Below are 15,404 nucleotides of genomic sequence, written 5' to 3' on the forward strand. Positions count from 1 at the left end.
TTTGATCCTGGCTCAGGACGAACGCTGGCGGCGTGCTTAACACATGCAAGTCGAACGGTGACCCAGGAGCTTGCTCCTGGTGATCAGTGGCGAACGGGTGAGTAACACGTGAGCAATCTGCCCTTGACTCTGGGATAAGCGTTGGAAACGACGTCTAATACCGGATACGACCCTCGGAGGCATCTCCTGGGGGTGGAAAGAATTTTGGTCAAGGATGAGCTCGCGGCCTATCAGCTTGTTGGTGAGGTAATGGCTCACCAAGGCGACGACGGGTAGCCGGCCTGAGAGGGTGACCGGCCACACTGGGACTGAGACACGGCCCAGACTCCTACGGGAGGCAGCAGTGGGGAATATTGCACAATGGGCGCAAGCCTGATGCAGCAACGCCGCGTGAGGGACGACGGCCTTCGGGTTGTAAACCTCTTTTAGTAGGGAAGAAGCGAAAGTGACGGTACCTGCAGAAAAAGCACCGGCTAACTACGTGCCAGCAGCCGCGGTAATACGTAGGGTGCAAGCGTTGTCCGGAATTATTGGGCGTAAAGAGCTCGTAGGCGGTTTGTCGCGTCTGCTGTGAAAACCCGAGGCTCAACCTCGGGCCTGCAGTGGGTACGGGCAGACTAGAGTGCGGTAGGGGAGATTGGAATTCCTGGTGTAGCGGTGGAATGCGCAGATATCAGGAGGAACACCGATGGCGAAGGCAGATCTCTGGGCCGTAACTGACGCTGAGGAGCGAAAGCATGGGGAGCGAACAGGATTAGATACCCTGGTAGTCCATGCCGTAAACGTTGGGAACTAGATGTGGGGGCCATTCCACGGTCTCCGTGTCGCAGCTAACGCATTAAGTTCCCCGCCTGGGGAGTACGGCCGCAAGGCTAAAACTCAAAGGAATTGACGGGGGCCCGCACAAGCGGCGGAGCATGCGGATTAATTCGATGCAACGCGAAGAACCTTACCAAGGCTTGACATATAGAGGAAACGGCCAGAAATGGTCGCCCCGCAAGGTCTCTATACAGGTGGTGCATGGTTGTCGTCAGCTCGTGTCGTGAGATGTTGGGTTAAGTCCCGCAACGAGCGCAACCCTCGTCCTATGTTGCCAGCACGTAATGGTGGGAACTCATGGGATACTGCCGGGGTCAACTCGGAGGAAGGTGGGGATGACGTCAAATCATCATGCCCCTTATGTCTTGGGCTTCACGCATGCTACAATGGCCGGTACAAAGGGCTGCAATACCGTAAGGTGGAGCGAATCCCAAAAAGCCGGTCTCAGTTCGGATTGAGGTCTGCAACTCGACCTCATGAAGTCGGAGTCGCTAGTAATCGCAGATCAGCAACGCTGCGGTGAATACGTTCCCGGGCCTTGTACACACCGCCCGTCAAGTCATGAAAGTCGGTAACACCCGAAGCCAGTGGCCCAACCTTTTGGAGGGAGCTGTCGAAGGTGGTATCGGTGATTAGGACTAAGTCGTAACAAGGTAGCCGTACCGGAAGGTGCGGCTGGATCACCTCCTTTGCATGTGTTAAGCACGCCGCCAGCGTTCGTCCTGAGCCAGGATCTACTAATAAGCCGATAATTTGATAACACTTCGTTCGAAACGAAGCTGCCCGCGTCCACTATGTGGTTCTCGATGTACGGTCGAGAACCGACCAATCAGAAATGATTGCTCGAATCACTTGAATACATCACAAGTGTTTCGGCGGCCATAGCGAGAGGGAAACGCCCGGTCCCATTCCGAACCCGGAAGCTAAGACTCTCAGCGCCGATGGTACTGCAGGGGGGACCCTGTGGGAGAGTAGGACACCGCCGGACTTAACTTACGCACCACCAGGAAAGCCACCCCCACCAGGGTGGCTTTCCTGCGTTAACCCGGGCATTGGGGTGGGGCCGGGACACGGGGTTCGGCTCCTCAGCTCAGACAATGAAGGGTTCGGCGCCGGCCTCCGCAAGCTCCGGTCGGCCCCCAACCGCTCATAACTCGACACCCCGCCGAACCCCTGTCCCGGCGCGCGAGACGAGGGAGCGAGCCGGTCTCTCGGGAGGCGTCAGGTTGGGAACCTTAGGGCGGCGGTGAGGGAGAGGCGCTATCTAGCGGTCGGGGAAGGCGTGGGGAAGACCGGAGAGGGTGGGGCGAAGCCGCTCCAGGCGCTCGCGCTCGAGGAGGAGCGCGGCGTATTCACGGTCGCGTCGCACGGCCTGCACGGCGGCGAGGAACAGCTCGGCCGGTGCGTCGGGGAGCGGGGAGACGTACGCCGACACCTCGGCCGCGAGCGCCTGTGCGAGCCGGGTGCGGCTCTCTGCGGTGAGGTGCGTCGCCTGGCGGAGGAACTGTGCGATGCGTCGCCCGAGGGCGTCGGGGAGCGTGGCCACGTCGGCGGTGTGCGACCAGGCCGTGAGCTGCACGGGAACGCCGTAGACGGCATCCGCTGCCCCCGCCACACGCTCATGCTGGCTGTAGGTGCCGGCCAGGAGGTCGCCGAGCCGCTTCGACCTGGCGCTCAGCAGGCCGACGACCGCCGCGAGTCCGCCGAACGTCATGAAGATCTCGAGGACGCCGACCAGGGCGCGGATGACCGAATGGCGGAGGGAGATCGCGCCGCCGTCGTCGCGGACGATCCGCGCACCGATCGCCAGCTTGCCGAGGGACCGGCCATGGGTGACCGTCTCGACGACGATGGGAACGATGAGGATGGCGACGACGAGCCCGAACACCGACAGCGCCGCGGAGAGAGCCGGATCGAGCGCGTCGCCGATGAGCCAGGCGATGAGCAGCGCCAGCCCGAGGTAGATGCCGAGGTAGGTGATCCAGTCGATGATGGCGCCGGCTGCGCGCAGGATGACGCCCGCCGGGCGCACGTCCAGGGCGACCGCCTCCCCGGTGAGCAGCTCGGCGTCGCCACGGACGTCGCCCTCGAATACGGCCGTCGGCCGTGCCTGAACCATGCCACTATTGAACCAGATGGACGTCGACGCATACACTGCTGCGCACCGCGCGGAGTGGGATCGCCTTGCCGCGCTCGGGGGCAAACGGCACCTGTCGGGCGCCGAGGCCGACGAGCTGATCGAACGGTACCAGTCGGGTGCGGCCCAGCTCTCCGCGATCAAGACCAGCGCCGGTTCCACCCTCCAGGGCGACCACCTGTCGGTGGCCCTCTCCCGTGCGCGCCTGCGCTTCACCGGTGCCGGGACGAACCTGCTCGCCCAGCTGCCGCGCTTCTTCATCCTGCAACTGCCGGCCGCGCTGTACCGGCTGCGCTGGCTCACCCTTGCCGTCGCCGTCGTGACCGCACTGGTCGCCACGCTCTACGCGGGGTGGGCGCTGAACGATCCGCGAGTTCTTGCGAGCTTCGGAACCGACGCGCAGCTGCGGAAGCTCGCGAACGAGGACTTCGTCAACTACTACTCCGATAACCCGGCAGCGTCGTTCGCGGGCCAGGTGTGGACCAACAACGCCTGGATCGCTGCCCAGTTCGTCGCGTTCGGCATCGTCGGCGTGTACGTGCCGTACCTTGTGCTTCAGAACGCCCAGAACCTCGGCGTCAACGCCGCCGTCATGTTCGCCTACGACAAGGGTGATGTGTTCTTCCTCTACATCGCCCCGCACGGCATGCTCGAACTCACGGCGATCTTCGTCGCGGCCGCGGCCGGGCTCCGCATCTTCTGGGCGTGGATCGCGCCGGGGCCGCGCACCCGCGGCCAGGCCCTCGCCGAAGACGGGCGCGCGCTGTTCACCGTGGCGATCGGGCTCGTGTTCGTGCTGCTCGCCTCGGGCATCATCGAGGGCTTCGTGACCCCGGCGCCCTGGCCCTGGCCGGTCAAGATCGGGATCGGCGCGCTCGCCCTCGCCGCGTTCCTCGCCTACATGCTCCTGCTCGGTCGCCGGGCGAGGCGACACGGCGAGACCGGCGACCTGGGCGAGTTCGAGGCAGGCTCCCGCCGCATCTACGCCGGGTAGCCGAGCCGAGCCGGGAAGGGACAGGACGCGGCTAGAGGCGGCCGGCGGCCTTGAGGGCGATGTAGCGGTCCGCGAGCGCCGGCGGCAGGTCGGCCGGCGAGCCGGTGACCACCTCGGCCCCCTGCCGTCGAATCGCCGCCGACACCCGGGCGATGTCGAGCATCGCGCGCTCCGCCGCCGCGGCCCGGTACACCTCGTCGAGGCTGCTCCGCTCGCCGGCCGCCCGCGAGAGCTCCGGGTCGGTGACGGATGCCACGAGCACGGTGTGCCGGGCCGTCAGCTGTGGCAGCACCGACAGCAGCGCGGCCGACGCGCCTGGCGCATCCACCGGGGTGACCAGCACCACGAGCGCCCGCTGGCTGGTGAGCGCACGCACCTGCGCGGGCACCGCCGTCCAGTCCGTTTCGATCAGCTCGGGCTCGATGAGCGCCATCGCGTCCACCATGCGTGCGAGCAGCTCGGCGCCTTGCGCTCCGTGCACGCGCCCGCGCACTCGGCGGTCGTAGGCGAGGAAGTCGACGTGGTCGCCGGCGCGCGACGCCAGCGCGGCCAGCAGCAGCGAGGCCTCGAACGCGGTGTCGAGGCGGGGCTCGTCGTCCACCCGGGCAGCGGATGTGCGCCCAGAGTCCACGACGACGACCACCCGTCGGTCCCGCTCCGGCCGCCAGGTGCGCACCATGACACGCTGTCCCGGGTTGTCGGCCGACCCGTTGTGCCTGGCCGTCGCCCGCCAGTCGATGGAGCGCACATCGTCGCCGCGCACGTATTCCCGCAGCGAGTCGAACTCGGTGCCCTGCCCGCGCACCAGCGTGCTGGTCCGCCCGTCGAGCTCCTTCAGGCGGGCGATGCGCGACGGCAGGTGCTTGCGCGCGTGGAACGGCGGCAGCACGCGGATGTGTCCGGGCGCGTGCAGGGTCGCCTGCCGCGCCCACAGCCGGAGCGGGCCGAACGAGCGCACCGTCACCTCCGCCACCCGCCGCTCGCCGCGCCGGCTCGGCGTGAGCTGGAGCGTGACGCCTCGCCGTTCACCGGCCGGGATGTCGACCGCGCTGCGGTTGTCACCGGCACCGGCCGAGGGCTGCCAGGCATCGCGCACGATCCCGCGCAGCCGCCGGGAGCCGGAATTCGTGAGGAACAGCTCGCTCGCCACCGATTCGCCGAGCCGCACCCGCGCCGGAAGCAGGCGCTCGAGCACCAGGCGCCGGGGCGATGCGGCGAGCACCAGGTCCACGAGGCCGAGGATGACGGCGAGCAGCACCCACAGCCCCAGCGCCACGGCGGCGCCGAGCGTCGTGCCGCCGAACAGGATCACCGGCACCAGCCCGAGCCCGAGGAGCGCGGCGAAGCGCCCGGTGAGGGCCATCAGTGACCCGTCACCACGGCGAGGGGTCGCAAATCGATGTTCCCGGGCGCGACGAGGGTCGATATGCGACCCCTCACGGCGGTGGGGCGGCTCGGCGTCACAGCGGCACCTGCACCTGCTGCAGGATCGAGCGCAGGATGGTGTCCACCGACACCCCCTCCAGCTCGGCCTCCGGCCGCAACTGGATGCGATGCCGCCACACGGGCACCACCATGGCCTGCACGTGGTCGGGCGTGATGGCGTCGTAGCCCGACAGCCACGCCCACGCCTTGGCGGCGGCGAGCAGCGCGGTGGTTCCGCGCGGGCTCACGCCGAGCTTCACCGACGGGCTCTGCCGCGTTGCGCGGGCCAGGTCGACGACGTACGCAAGCACATCCGCGCTGGCCCCGACGGATGCCGCGGCGGCCTGAGCCGCGTGGAGATCGGCCGCGCCGAGCACGGCCTGCACCCCCGCGCCTGCGAGATCCCTCGGGTTGAAGCCGGCGGCGTGCCGCCGGAGCACCTCGATCTCCGACTCCCGCTCGGGGACGTCGAGCACCAGGTTCAGCAGGAACCGGTCGAGCTGCGCCTCGGGCAGCGTGTAGGTGCCCTCGTACTCAATGGGGTTCATGGTGGCCGCGACGATGAACGGCTCGGGCAGTAGCAGCGAGACGCCGTCGACGCTGACCTGCCGCTCCTCCATCGCCTCCAGCAGCGCCGACTGCGTCTTCGGCGGCGTGCGGTTGATCTCGTCGGCGAGCAGCAGGTTCGTGAACACCGGCCCGCGGCGGAACTCGAACTCCCCGGACGCCGCGTCGTAGACGAGCGACCCGGTCACGTCGCCGGGCATGAGGTCGGGTGTGAACTGCACGCGCTTGGTGTCGAGGCTGAGCGCGTGGCTGAGCGAGCGCACCAGGAGGGTCTTCGCGACGCCGGGCACGCCCTCGAGCAGAACGTGCCCGCGGGCCAGCAGGGCGATGATCAACCCGGTGACGGCTCCCTCCTGCCCCACGACCGCCTTGCCGACTTCACTGCGCACCCGGGCCAGGGACTCGCGGAGGGCATCGACGGGCGGGGCTTGGGCAGTCATGACTTCATTCTTCCGTGTCAGGGCGGTTCGGCGCACCCGGTGGGCCGGCGGATGCGTCCCCCCGTCCGGGTTCCAGGCGGCGCTTCACGTCGCGCTCCAGCTCCGCCAGTCGGTCGGACAACCGCACCACGTCGCGATCGCCCGCCGGGACGGCGTCGACGAGGATCGCGCGCACGTCCGGCAGCGGTCGTGCGCACACCGCCGCCACCTGCACGGCGACCTCGTCGACCGTGGCGGTGCGTGGCAGGCCCAGCCGGTTCGCCAGTCGGCTGACCGAGCCGACCCGGAGGGTGTCGACCGCCCGAAGACGAGCGGAGCTGCGCGCATACAGCCGGCCGCGCCCCTCCATGGTCTCCCCTGCCTTGACGGTGACCGGCAGGTTCTCGGCCACGAGCGGCCCGAAGCGCCGGCCGCGCCACACCGCGGCGGCCAGCGCCACGAGCGCGAGCAGCACGAGAGCCGGTGTCACCCAGCCGGGCGTCAGCTCGCCGATCGACGGCGGCCCCGGGTCCACGACGTCCGCCAGGGTCGGCAGGTACCAGATCAGGGTGTCCGATGCGCCGAGCAGGCCGAGCGCGAGGGCCGCGTTGCCTTCCGCGGTGATGTGCCCGTTCTGGAAGACCTCGGCCGGGGCGACGAAGGTGAGCATCCCCGCATCCGTTGCCTGGGTCACGACGGAGAACGTGCCGTCCCCTCCGGGGAAGCATCCCGTGCGGGTGACGTCGCCGGGCGCGTCACCGGGCCGCAGGGTGTCGCCCCCGGAGGAGAGGGTGCCCGCGCGTCGGGCGGCCGGCAGGTCGCAGCGCGCCTCGAGCGGATCGGCCGATGAGACCCCGCCGAAGCCCATGCCGGGGGCGAGGGTGTGCAAGGTCAGGAAGTCGGGGGCCGCGATCACGGTGCGCGGGGCAAGGCGCGCCAGGTCGCGCAGCTGGCCGGCGGTGAGGTACCCGTTCGCGTCGTACGAGAACAGGGTCGGGTCAGCGGATGCCGCGGCCGCGTCCTCCGCTTCGGTCAGCGTGTCGGCGACGATCACCCGCACGCCCTGCTCCCGGAGCACCTCCGCCAGCGCCCGGCTTCCGGCGGGCGTCGAGCTCTTCGCGGACAGCGCCGGTTGCAGGGAGGCGCCCGCCCCGGCGACGTAGGCGGCGATGACCGCGACGACGAGGGCAATGAGTCCGGCGACCACCCAGAATCTGGCCGCCCGGCCGGCGCCGCGCAGCGTCGGAGTGAGCGCCGGCGCCTCCCGGGCGGTCTCGGCCGCCGCCCGCGCCCGGGCGGCGGTGCCCGGCGGGGTCACTGGGCCACCGCACTGAGCGCGGGGGCACCGTGGCGGACATCGTGCTCGAGTGCGGCCAGGGCGAGGTAACCCTGCTCCGTGCCGGGGCGGTTCAGGTAGCGCACCTCGTCGAACCCGACGGCGGCCGACGCGAGGCGCTCACGCTGGGCGGGAAAGGCATCCGTCGCCCGCGCTGCCACCTCGCGTGCGGTCATCCCGGGCGTCAGCGTGAGTACGGTGCGCTCGGCCAGGCCCCGGGCGAGCGCCCGGAACATCTCCTCGCAGGCCGGGGACCAGTCCCCGCGCCCCGCGGCTGCCTGCGCGGCGGCACGCATGTCGGCGGCCGTTCGCCGGTCGTCCTCGTGGAAGAGCCCCTCATCGGCCAGGCGACTGCGCCGGTTCCAGCGCGGCAGCCCGAAGACGAGCACCGCCACCGCGAGGGCGCCGAGCACGACGACCGTCACGACAACGGGTAGCCAGCCGGTGAGACCGTCACCGCCGGGCAGGGTGAGCGAGGTGATCCAGTCGAAGAACGCCTGCGACAGCCGGTCGAACCAGGTCGGCTTCGCCGCCTGGTACGGCGCCTTGGCGAGCTCATTGCGCAACCATTCCCGGGCATCGGGAGCGGTCGGGTCGACCGGCACGTCGGCGAGGATCGGGCCTGCCGAGGCACCGAACCAGCCGACGATGGACGTGCTCACGTCAGGTACGGGTTGGGAACGGTTGTCTCGGCGCCCGTGCGGAACGACGCGGACTCGACGAAGCGCGCCAGCTCCAGGTCGAGGCCCTCCTTCCGCATCCGCAGGTCGATGTAGATCAGCGCCGTCGTCGCGGACTGCACCACCGCGGCGATGGCGCCCATGATGAGCGCGACGAACAGGATGAGGACGTAGAGGATGATCGACGGCAGGTAGGAGTCCAGCGCCGCGTTCGGGTCGACCAGCGAGACGGCGAACCCGAACAGCAGCGACAGCGGCGTCGTGACGATCTGCGAGATGACGTTGACGATCACCGCGACCAGGAACTGCACGCCGAGCGTGCGCCAGAAATACCCGATGGTCAGCGACCACGACCGGCGCGCAGCCGGCCCGATCCCCAGCCGCTCGAGCACGATCAGGCTCGGCACGAGCGACAACCGGGTGAACAGCCAGGCGCCGAGCACGAGGAGGCCGATGACAGCCAGCACGCCGACGACGATTGCGACGACCTGCCACGCACCGCCGAGGACCACCAGGACCGCGACGACCCCGGCGGCGACCGCGACGGCGACGACCAAGGCTAGCGTGAGCAGCAGCGTCCACAGCACCAGCGTCCACAACCGGCCGCGGGCGCTCCGCCACAGCCCGCGCAAAGTGAGCTTCTCGCCGAGCGTGGACCTGGCCACCTCGACCACGATGATGCCCTGCAGCAGCGCGGCGCCGATGATGGAGAGTGCGATGGGCACCAGGGCGGACAGGATGATCGCCGCGATGGACCCGGCCTCGAGCGTGTCGCGCTGGTCGTCGGGCGCGTTGGCGAGACGACCGAGCACGACGAACGTCACCACGCCGACGACCACGAGTGTGGAGAGCATGACCGCCCCCTGCACGAGCAGCGCGCTGCCGAACGTGGCCTTCGGATTGCGGCGCAGCACCTGGAACGGCGCCCACAGCAGGGTGCCGAAGCCGAGGGGCCGCAGCGGAATCAGGCCCGGTTTGGGCGGTGGCGCCCACGCTCCCGGCGCCCCGGGAACAGGGGCGGGTGGCGGGGTGGGGGCGGCGTACTCGCCGTACCGAGGCGTGCCGCGGCCCGCCTCCGGGTCGCCGCCGGGCGGCTGCCAGTTCTGCGCGTCGGTCACGTCCCCATGCTGGCATAGGAAAGCCCCCGACTCACGCCTGAAGGCGACTGACCGGCACACTCGACTAGTCTTGTGCCCAACATTGCAGCACTCATCGACGAAATCGCTGGTGAGATAAGCGGAAACGGACTATGACCTCACGGATTCTGGTCGTCGATGACGACACCGCCCTCGCAGAGATGATCGGCATTGTCTTGGCCGGCGAAGGGCTGGAGCCCTCGTTCTGCGCTGACGGCGCGGCAGCCCTCGAGGCATTCCGCGTCACCAAGCCCGACCTGGTCCTGCTCGACCTGATGCTGCCGGGCCTCGACGGCATCGAGGTGTGCCGCCAGATCCGCGCCGAGTCGGGGACGCCCATCATCATGCTCACGGCGAAGTCAGACACAACGGATGTCGTGAAGGGGCTGGAATCCGGAGCGGACGACTACGTGGTCAAACCGTTCAACCCCAAGGAGCTCGTGGCCCGCATCCGCACCCGCCTCCGCCCGGCGGCGGCCGCATCCGCCGCCGAGTCGCTGCGCATCGGCGACCTCGTCGTCGATCCCGTCGGCCACGAGGTCAAGCGCGGCGGCCAGGCCATCAACCTGACACCTCTTGAGTTCGACCTGCTCCTGGCCCTCGCCTCAAAGCCGCAACAGGTGTTCACCCGCGAGATGCTGCTGGAGCAGGTGTGGGGGTACCACTACAAGGCCGACACCCGCCTCGTGAACGTGCACGTGCAGCGACTGCGCGCGAAGGTGGAAGACGACCCCGACAACCCCCGGATCGTCACGACGGTGCGAGGGGTCGGCTACCGGGCCGGCTCGCCCGCGTAGGAGACCGGTGGCACCCTCCGGCACGGCACGATTCCCTCACCTGCGGCAGCTCAACTGGCGAGCCTGGCGCCCGGGGGAGGACTGGCTGCCGGCCCTGTGGCGGTCGTCACTGCAGTTCCGCACCATCACCATCACCGTGATCCTCTCCGGTCTCGCGATCGTCGCCGTGGGTGTCTACATGTCGGCGAGCATCGGGAACGACCTGTTCCAGTCGCGCCTGAACCAGGTGCTCCTCGACTCGCAGCGCGCCACCCGGGCCGCCCAGAACATCCTCGATTCCTCCGACGCCACCGATCGCGTGCAGGTGCGCACCCTGCTCGACTCGGCCACGACCACCATCACGACGGCGTCGTCGTCGGGACTCATCGCCATGTTCCGTGCCCCCGGGCAGGAGCCGTCGACGGTCGCCCCGCAGGACTTCTCGCGGTTCGGCGACTCCACCGACGTCATCTCCGATGAACTGCGGAACGCCGTGCAGGACGAGCCGGACACGCAGTTCTGGCAGTCCGTCACCCTCGCCACCGAAGACGCCTCCGCTGCCCCCGGCATCGTCGTCGGCTCCCAGCTCAGCCTGCCGGTCGCCGGGCGGTACGAGCTCTACATCGGGTACAGCCTGCACGACGCCGAGGCGACCCTGCTGTTCGTCAAGCAGACGCTGCTGGTGGCGGGGCTCACGCTCATCCTGCTCATCGGCGCGGTCGCCTGGGTCGTGGTGCGGTTCGTCGTCACCCCGATCCGGGTCGCGGCGGACACCAGCCAGCGGCTGGCGTCCGGAGACCTCGAGGTGCGCATCCCCGAGAAGGGCGAGGACGTGATCGCGACGCTCGCCCGCTCGTTCAACGGCATGGCCGACAGCCTGCAGAGCCAGATCAAGGAGCTCGCCGAGTTGTCGCGCGTACAGCAGCGCTTCGTCTCGGATGTCTCGCACGAGCTCCGCACGCCCCTGACGACCATCCGCCTGGCCGGGGACGTGCTGTACGACCAGCGGGGGTCGTTCCCCGCGTCCACCGCGCGCACCGCCGAGCTGCTGCACGCCCAGGTGCAGCGATTCGAACTGCTCCTGAACGACCTCCTCGAGATCAGCCGCTACGACGCGGGTTCGGTGCAACTGGAGACGGAACCGACGAACCTGGTGCACCTCGCCGAGGACGCCATCGACGGGATGCGCACACTGGCCGAGTCGAAGGGGACTGACCTGCGCCTCGTCGCGCCCGGCGGCCACCTCGACGCGGAAGTCGACCCGAGACGCATCCGTCGCATCCTGCACAACCTGATCGGCAACGCCATCGAACACGGGGAGGGCAAACCCGTCGTGGTGTCGGTCGACAGCGACCAGTCGGCCGTCGCCCTCGCCGTGCGCGACTACGGGCTCGGCATGAGCGACGCGGACGCGCAGCGCGTCTTCGACCGGTTCTGGCGCGCCGACCCGTCGCGCAAGCGCACCATCGGGGGAACCGGGCTCGGGCTGGCCATCTCGCTCGAAGACGCCACGGCGCACGGCGGCCACCTCGAGGTCTGGTCGATGCCCGGCAAGGGTTCGTGCTTCCGGCTCACCCTGCCGCGCACCGAACGGGGAAGGATCACCTCGTCGCCATTGCCGCTCCCGCCGCGCGACGCGGACGGGCCGGTCGTGGAGATCGTCGAGGCCGGGAACGGGGGACAGCATGCGTAAGCGATCCGCGCTCGCGGCCGCGCTGGTCGCGCTGGCCGTCAGCCTCACCGGCTGCACCGGCATCCCCAGCGACGGCCGCGTGCACGAGGGCCAGGCGGCGCCGCAAGGCGACGGCCCCGCCGCAGTGTTCCTGCCGTCACGGCCCCAGAAGGACGCTACCAAGGAGGCGATCCTGCGCGGCTTCATCGACGCCGCCTCCAGCCCCGAGAACAAGTACGAGATCGCCCGGGAGTTCCTCACCCCCACCTTCCGCGAGGAGTGGAAACCCGACGCCGGCGTCACGGTCGACGGTGGCGGCGCCATCGTTCCGCTCACGGTCGACGACCACACCATGCAGGTCTCGGTCGACCCCGTGGCGGAGGTGAACGCCAGCGGCGAATACCGGGAATTCGACTCGACCAAACCCACGCCGTTGCGATACACGTTCGCCATGGTCGACGGGCAGTGGCGCATCAGCGGCGCCCCCGACGGCATCGTCATCGACGAGAACACCTTCTCCTACGTCTTCAGCCCCCAGTCGCTGTACTTCTTCGACCCGAGCTTCAACTATCTCGTCCCCGACCTCCGCTGGTTCCCGCGCGGCGCGACGGCGCCCACCCGGATCGTCAAGGCCCTCCTGGCCGGCCCCGCGAGCTGGCTGGACCAGGCCGTCATCACCGCCTTCCCCGAAGGGACCGAGCTCACCGCCGACGCCGTGCAAGTGGTCGGCCGCGATGCGAAGGTGGATCTGAACCAGGAGGCGCTCGGCGCCGACCGGATCACCGCGGAGCGCATGAAGTACCAGCTCGAGAACAGCCTGCCCAGTGGACTCAGCGTGACCGTCACGGTCAACCAGAACACCCAGGACATCGGCGAACTCGGACCGGACGCCCCGGTCGTTGACCCGCACGTCGACGCCCGGCCGCTCATCCTGCGCAAGGGCACCTTCGGTTTCCTCCCCAGCAGCGGCACTGACCTCGAGCAGATTCCGGGGCTCTCGGGCGTTGTCGCGGGGCTGGATCCGACCGCGGTGTCGGTCTCACCCGGGCAGACGCGTGCCGCCGTCCTCACCTCCTCCGGGGTGTTCGGCGTCGAGACCGGGGAGAAACCCGAGCTCCTCGATCCCCGCTCCGGATTGATCGCCCCGTCCATCGACACGTTCGGCTACGTGTGGTCGGTGCCATCGGAGCGGCCGGACGAGCTCGTCGTCTACGGCCCGGCCGGCGACGCCGTGCCGGTCAAGACGCCGTGGAAGGAGTTCACCGGCATCAGCTCGCTCAAGGTGTCCCGCGACGGCACCCGGCTCGTCGCCGTGCTGCGCTCGGCCACCGAGACCCGGTTCGTCGCTGCCGCCATCAGCCGCGACAGCGGCCGGCCGACCGGCGTGGGCGACCCGCTGCTGCTCGCCAGCGACATCGGCACCGCCCGGGACGCGGCGTGGGTGGACGACCTCACCGTGGCCGTGCTCACGACGGACGCCGATGACCAGCCGCGGATCCTCACGCAGGAGATTGCCGGGCTGCGCTCGCCGTTGGAGCCGCCGCCCGACAGCGTGGGCATCGTCGGCGGCAACAGCGTGCGTGAACTGCGCACCCTCACCTCCGATGGCCGCCTCGAACTGCAGCGCGGGGCGGGCTGGCAGGAGCGCATCGACGACGTGACCCTCATGGCGACCCAGCAGGGCGTGACCGGCTGAGCCGGCGGCGCTGACCGGCGTCCTCCCCAGCCGGGGCGGCGCGCGGTTTCCGCACCGATCCGTTCCCGGTCGGCCGCGCACGGCATTCGGTCGTGCACGCTGGCGGCATGGACTGGCGACGGCGGCTGACGGCCGCGCTGCGCGACGCCTGGGCCGTGCTGGCGCCGGTCGAGTGCAGCGGATGCGGCGCCCCCGACCGCTCACTGTGCGACGCCTGCCGCGGGCAGCTCACCGCGCACGTGCGCGTCACCGAACGCGGCGGCACCCCGGTCTGGGTCGCGCTCGACTACGCCGGTGTGGCCAGGCGGGTGCTCGGTGCGTACAAGGACGGGGGCCGAACGGATGCCGTGCCGGCGTTGGCGCCGCCGCTCGCCGTCGTCGTCTCGGCGGCGCTCGCACATGCGCCGCCCAGCAGCGGCCCCGTGCAGCTGGTCACCATCCCGTCGTCGGCACGCGCCTGGCGCACCCGCGGCTACCATCCGGTCGACCGACTCCTTCGGCGGGCCCGACTCGCGCCCAGCGTCTCGCTCCGGCAGGTGGGCGACGTCGCCGACCAGGTGGGGCTCGGGCGTATGGAACGCACCCGCAACAAGGAGGCGTCCCTGGTCGCGCCGAGGCGACTCGACGGGCTCGCCTGCCTCGTCGTGGACGACATCGTGACCACGGGGGCGACCCTCCTGGAGGCGCGCCGAGCGGTGCGCGAGGCGGGTGGAACGGTGGTCGGGCTGGTGGCGCTCGCGGAGACCCGACGCCGATTTCCGCCGCCTCCCGCAGGATGACGCGGCCGATTCCGGCTCCCAGCAAACTCGTCGACAAAAGCCTGTGCCGAACGTCGGCACCCCTACTACGGTGGACTGAAAGGCGCGAAAGGACCGCCCGGAACCTGGGTGGTTCGCCAGATCGGGAGGTCGTCGTGGAAATTAACATCGTCGGACGAAACATGGGCATCACTGATCGCTTCGAGGATTATGCGACCGAGAAATCCGCGAAAGTCGCGGACCTGGATCCGAAGGCCATCGCCTTGGAGATACGGGTGAGCCGGCACCGCGAGAAGAGCGGGAACGGGGGCAGCTCCGGAAACGACCGGGTCGAGCTGACCCTCATCTGCAAGGGACCGGTCGTGCGTGCGGAGGCCGACGGGACCGACAAGTACGCGGCATTCGATGTGGCGCTCGGGCGGCTGCTGGAACGCGTGCGCCGGGCCAAGGATCGCAAGAAGGTGCACCGAGGCGGCGCCCACCGGCCCACCTCGCTGCAGGAGGCATCCGCTGCCGGGTTCAGCAACATCGACCTCACCCCGGTCGACGCCGAGACCCTTGAGCGCGTGCGCACCGGCGCGATCCCCATCGTGGCGAACCAGGAAGAACAAGAAGAACCGTACGGCGACTACACCCCCGTCGTGATCCGGCGGAAGGTGTTCGCGTCGTCACCGATGACGGTGGACGACGCCTTGTACTACATGGAACTGGTGGGACACGACTTCTACCTGTTCTTCGACTCCGAGAGCAGCCGGCCGAGCGTGGTGTACCGGCGCAAGGGTTGGGACTACGGCGTGATCTCACTCGACGACAACGCCGACGAGTTCCAGGAGGACGTGACCGCGGCACGGCAGCTCAGGCACTGACCAACTAGCATTGTTATAGTTGCCGGTTAGGTCGGCGTGGCGCGCCTGCCTGCTATCCCAGGCAGGCGCGCTCGACCGTCCGGACGACAGGCGTGCCCACGCCGTGACGACTAGTGGAGTGCA

The 15,404-nt window shown here is 69.4% G+C and carries 12 protein-coding genes and 2 rRNA genes; 8 read left to right on the forward strand and 6 right to left on the reverse strand.

Annotated features, from left to right (window positions below):
- Positions 1–1,510: ribosomal RNA gene (locus EEJ31_RS12745) — 16S ribosomal RNA — on the forward strand; the annotation flags it as partial.
- A 180-nt stretch (positions 1,511–1,690) separates the two neighbouring features.
- A 5S ribosomal RNA gene (gene rrf / locus EEJ31_RS12750) occupies positions 1,691–1,807 on the forward strand.
- A 276-nt stretch (positions 1,808–2,083) separates the two neighbouring features.
- Here rrf and EEJ31_RS12755 read toward each other — a convergent pair.
- Positions 2,084–2,938, reverse strand: coding sequence for an RDD family protein (locus tag EEJ31_RS12755; protein WP_123046674.1), 855 nt, complete (start codon positions 2,936–2,938; stop codon positions 2,084–2,086).
- A 16-nt stretch (positions 2,939–2,954) separates the two neighbouring features.
- On the opposite strand from EEJ31_RS12755, the gene EEJ31_RS12760 reads away from it, so the two are divergent.
- A complete protein-coding gene (locus EEJ31_RS12760) occupies positions 2,955–3,950 on the forward strand; it encodes a stage II sporulation protein M (protein WP_123046712.1) in 996 nt (331 codons plus the stop codon).
- A 31-nt stretch (positions 3,951–3,981) separates the two neighbouring features.
- On the opposite strand, the gene EEJ31_RS12765 is transcribed toward EEJ31_RS12760, so the two are convergent.
- The 5 genes from EEJ31_RS12765 to EEJ31_RS14180 form a co-directional block, all read right to left on the reverse strand.
- The gene (locus EEJ31_RS12765) at positions 3,982–5,313 is read right to left on the reverse strand and encodes a DUF58 domain-containing protein (RefSeq protein WP_123046675.1); all 1,332 of its coding nucleotides are present in this window, start codon (positions 5,311–5,313) and stop codon (positions 3,982–3,984) included.
- 97 nt (positions 5,314–5,410) lie between these two features.
- Positions 5,411–6,382, reverse strand: a complete 972-nt coding sequence (locus EEJ31_RS12770; protein WP_123046676.1) for an AAA family ATPase — start codon at positions 6,380–6,382, stop codon at positions 5,411–5,413.
- 4 nt (positions 6,383–6,386) lie between these two features.
- On the reverse strand, positions 6,387–7,679 hold the full coding sequence (locus EEJ31_RS12775; protein ID WP_199727352.1) for a DUF4350 domain-containing protein: 1,293 nt from the start codon (positions 7,677–7,679) through the stop codon (positions 6,387–6,389).
- Complete coding sequence (locus EEJ31_RS14175) at positions 7,676–8,359, reverse strand: DUF4129 domain-containing protein (RefSeq protein WP_233563890.1); 684 nt, start codon at positions 8,357–8,359, stop codon at positions 7,676–7,678. The genes EEJ31_RS12775 and EEJ31_RS14175 overlap by 4 nt, the downstream gene beginning before the upstream one ends.
- Positions 8,356–9,495 (reverse strand): hypothetical protein, encoded by a 1,140-nt coding sequence (locus tag EEJ31_RS14180; RefSeq protein ID WP_123046677.1) that lies wholly within the window; start codon positions 9,493–9,495, stop codon positions 8,356–8,358. Before EEJ31_RS14180 ends, EEJ31_RS14175 begins: the two co-directional genes overlap by 4 nt.
- A 131-nt stretch (positions 9,496–9,626) precedes the next feature.
- On the opposite strand from EEJ31_RS14180, the gene mtrA reads away from it, so the two are divergent.
- From mtrA to hpf, 5 genes are all read left to right on the forward strand, one after another.
- The gene (gene mtrA, locus EEJ31_RS12790) at positions 9,627–10,310 is read left to right on the forward strand and encodes an MtrAB system response regulator MtrA (RefSeq protein WP_123046678.1); all 684 of its coding nucleotides are present in this window, start codon (positions 9,627–9,629) and stop codon (positions 10,308–10,310) included.
- A gap of 7 nt (positions 10,311–10,317) precedes the next feature.
- The gene (gene mtrB / locus EEJ31_RS12795) at positions 10,318–11,982 is read left to right on the forward strand and encodes an MtrAB system histidine kinase MtrB (RefSeq protein ID WP_407643248.1); all 1,665 of its coding nucleotides are present in this window, start codon (positions 10,318–10,320) and stop codon (positions 11,980–11,982) included.
- Positions 11,975–13,657: an LpqB family beta-propeller domain-containing protein gene (locus tag EEJ31_RS12800; protein WP_123046679.1), complete on the forward strand. Its 1,683-nt coding sequence runs from the start codon at positions 11,975–11,977 to the stop codon at positions 13,655–13,657. The genes mtrB and EEJ31_RS12800 overlap by 8 nt, the downstream gene beginning before the upstream one ends.
- Positions 13,658–13,764: 107 nt before the next feature.
- A complete protein-coding gene (locus EEJ31_RS12805) occupies positions 13,765–14,436 on the forward strand; it encodes a ComF family protein (protein ID WP_123046680.1) in 672 nt (223 codons plus the stop codon).
- A gap of 134 nt (positions 14,437–14,570) precedes the next feature.
- Positions 14,571–15,281, forward strand: coding sequence for a ribosome hibernation-promoting factor, HPF/YfiA family (gene hpf, locus EEJ31_RS12810; RefSeq protein WP_123046681.1), 711 nt, complete (start codon positions 14,571–14,573; stop codon positions 15,279–15,281).
- Positions 15,282–15,404: the final 123 nt, after the last annotated feature.

Source organism: Cryobacterium tepidiphilum, assembly GCF_003716325.1.
In the GTDB taxonomy this organism is placed as follows: Bacteria; Actinomycetota; Actinomycetes; order Actinomycetales; family Microbacteriaceae; genus Cryobacterium; species Cryobacterium tepidiphilum.

What these genes read in the sequence shown, in the direction of transcription:
- EEJ31_RS12755 (WP_123046674.1), bottom strand. Translation starts at nt 2,938, where the DNA reads ATGGTTCAGGCACGGCCGACGGCCGTATTCGAGGGCGACGTCCGTGGC.
- EEJ31_RS12760 (WP_123046712.1), top strand. Translation starts at nt 2,955, where the DNA reads ATGGACGTCGACGCATACACTGCTGCGCACCGCGCGGAGTGGGATCGC.
- EEJ31_RS12765 (WP_123046675.1), bottom strand. Translation starts at nt 5,313, where the DNA reads ATGGCCCTCACCGGGCGCTTCGCCGCGCTCCTCGGGCTCGGGCTGGTG.
- EEJ31_RS12770 (WP_123046676.1), bottom strand. Translation starts at nt 6,382, where the DNA reads ATGACTGCCCAAGCCCCGCCCGTCGATGCCCTCCGCGAGTCCCTGGCC.
- mtrA (WP_123046678.1), top strand. Translation starts at nt 9,627, where the DNA reads ATGACCTCACGGATTCTGGTCGTCGATGACGACACCGCCCTCGCAGAG.
- EEJ31_RS12800 (WP_123046679.1), top strand. Translation starts at nt 11,975, where the DNA reads ATGCGTAAGCGATCCGCGCTCGCGGCCGCGCTGGTCGCGCTGGCCGTC.
- EEJ31_RS12805 (WP_123046680.1), top strand. Translation starts at nt 13,765, where the DNA reads ATGGACTGGCGACGGCGGCTGACGGCCGCGCTGCGCGACGCCTGGGCC.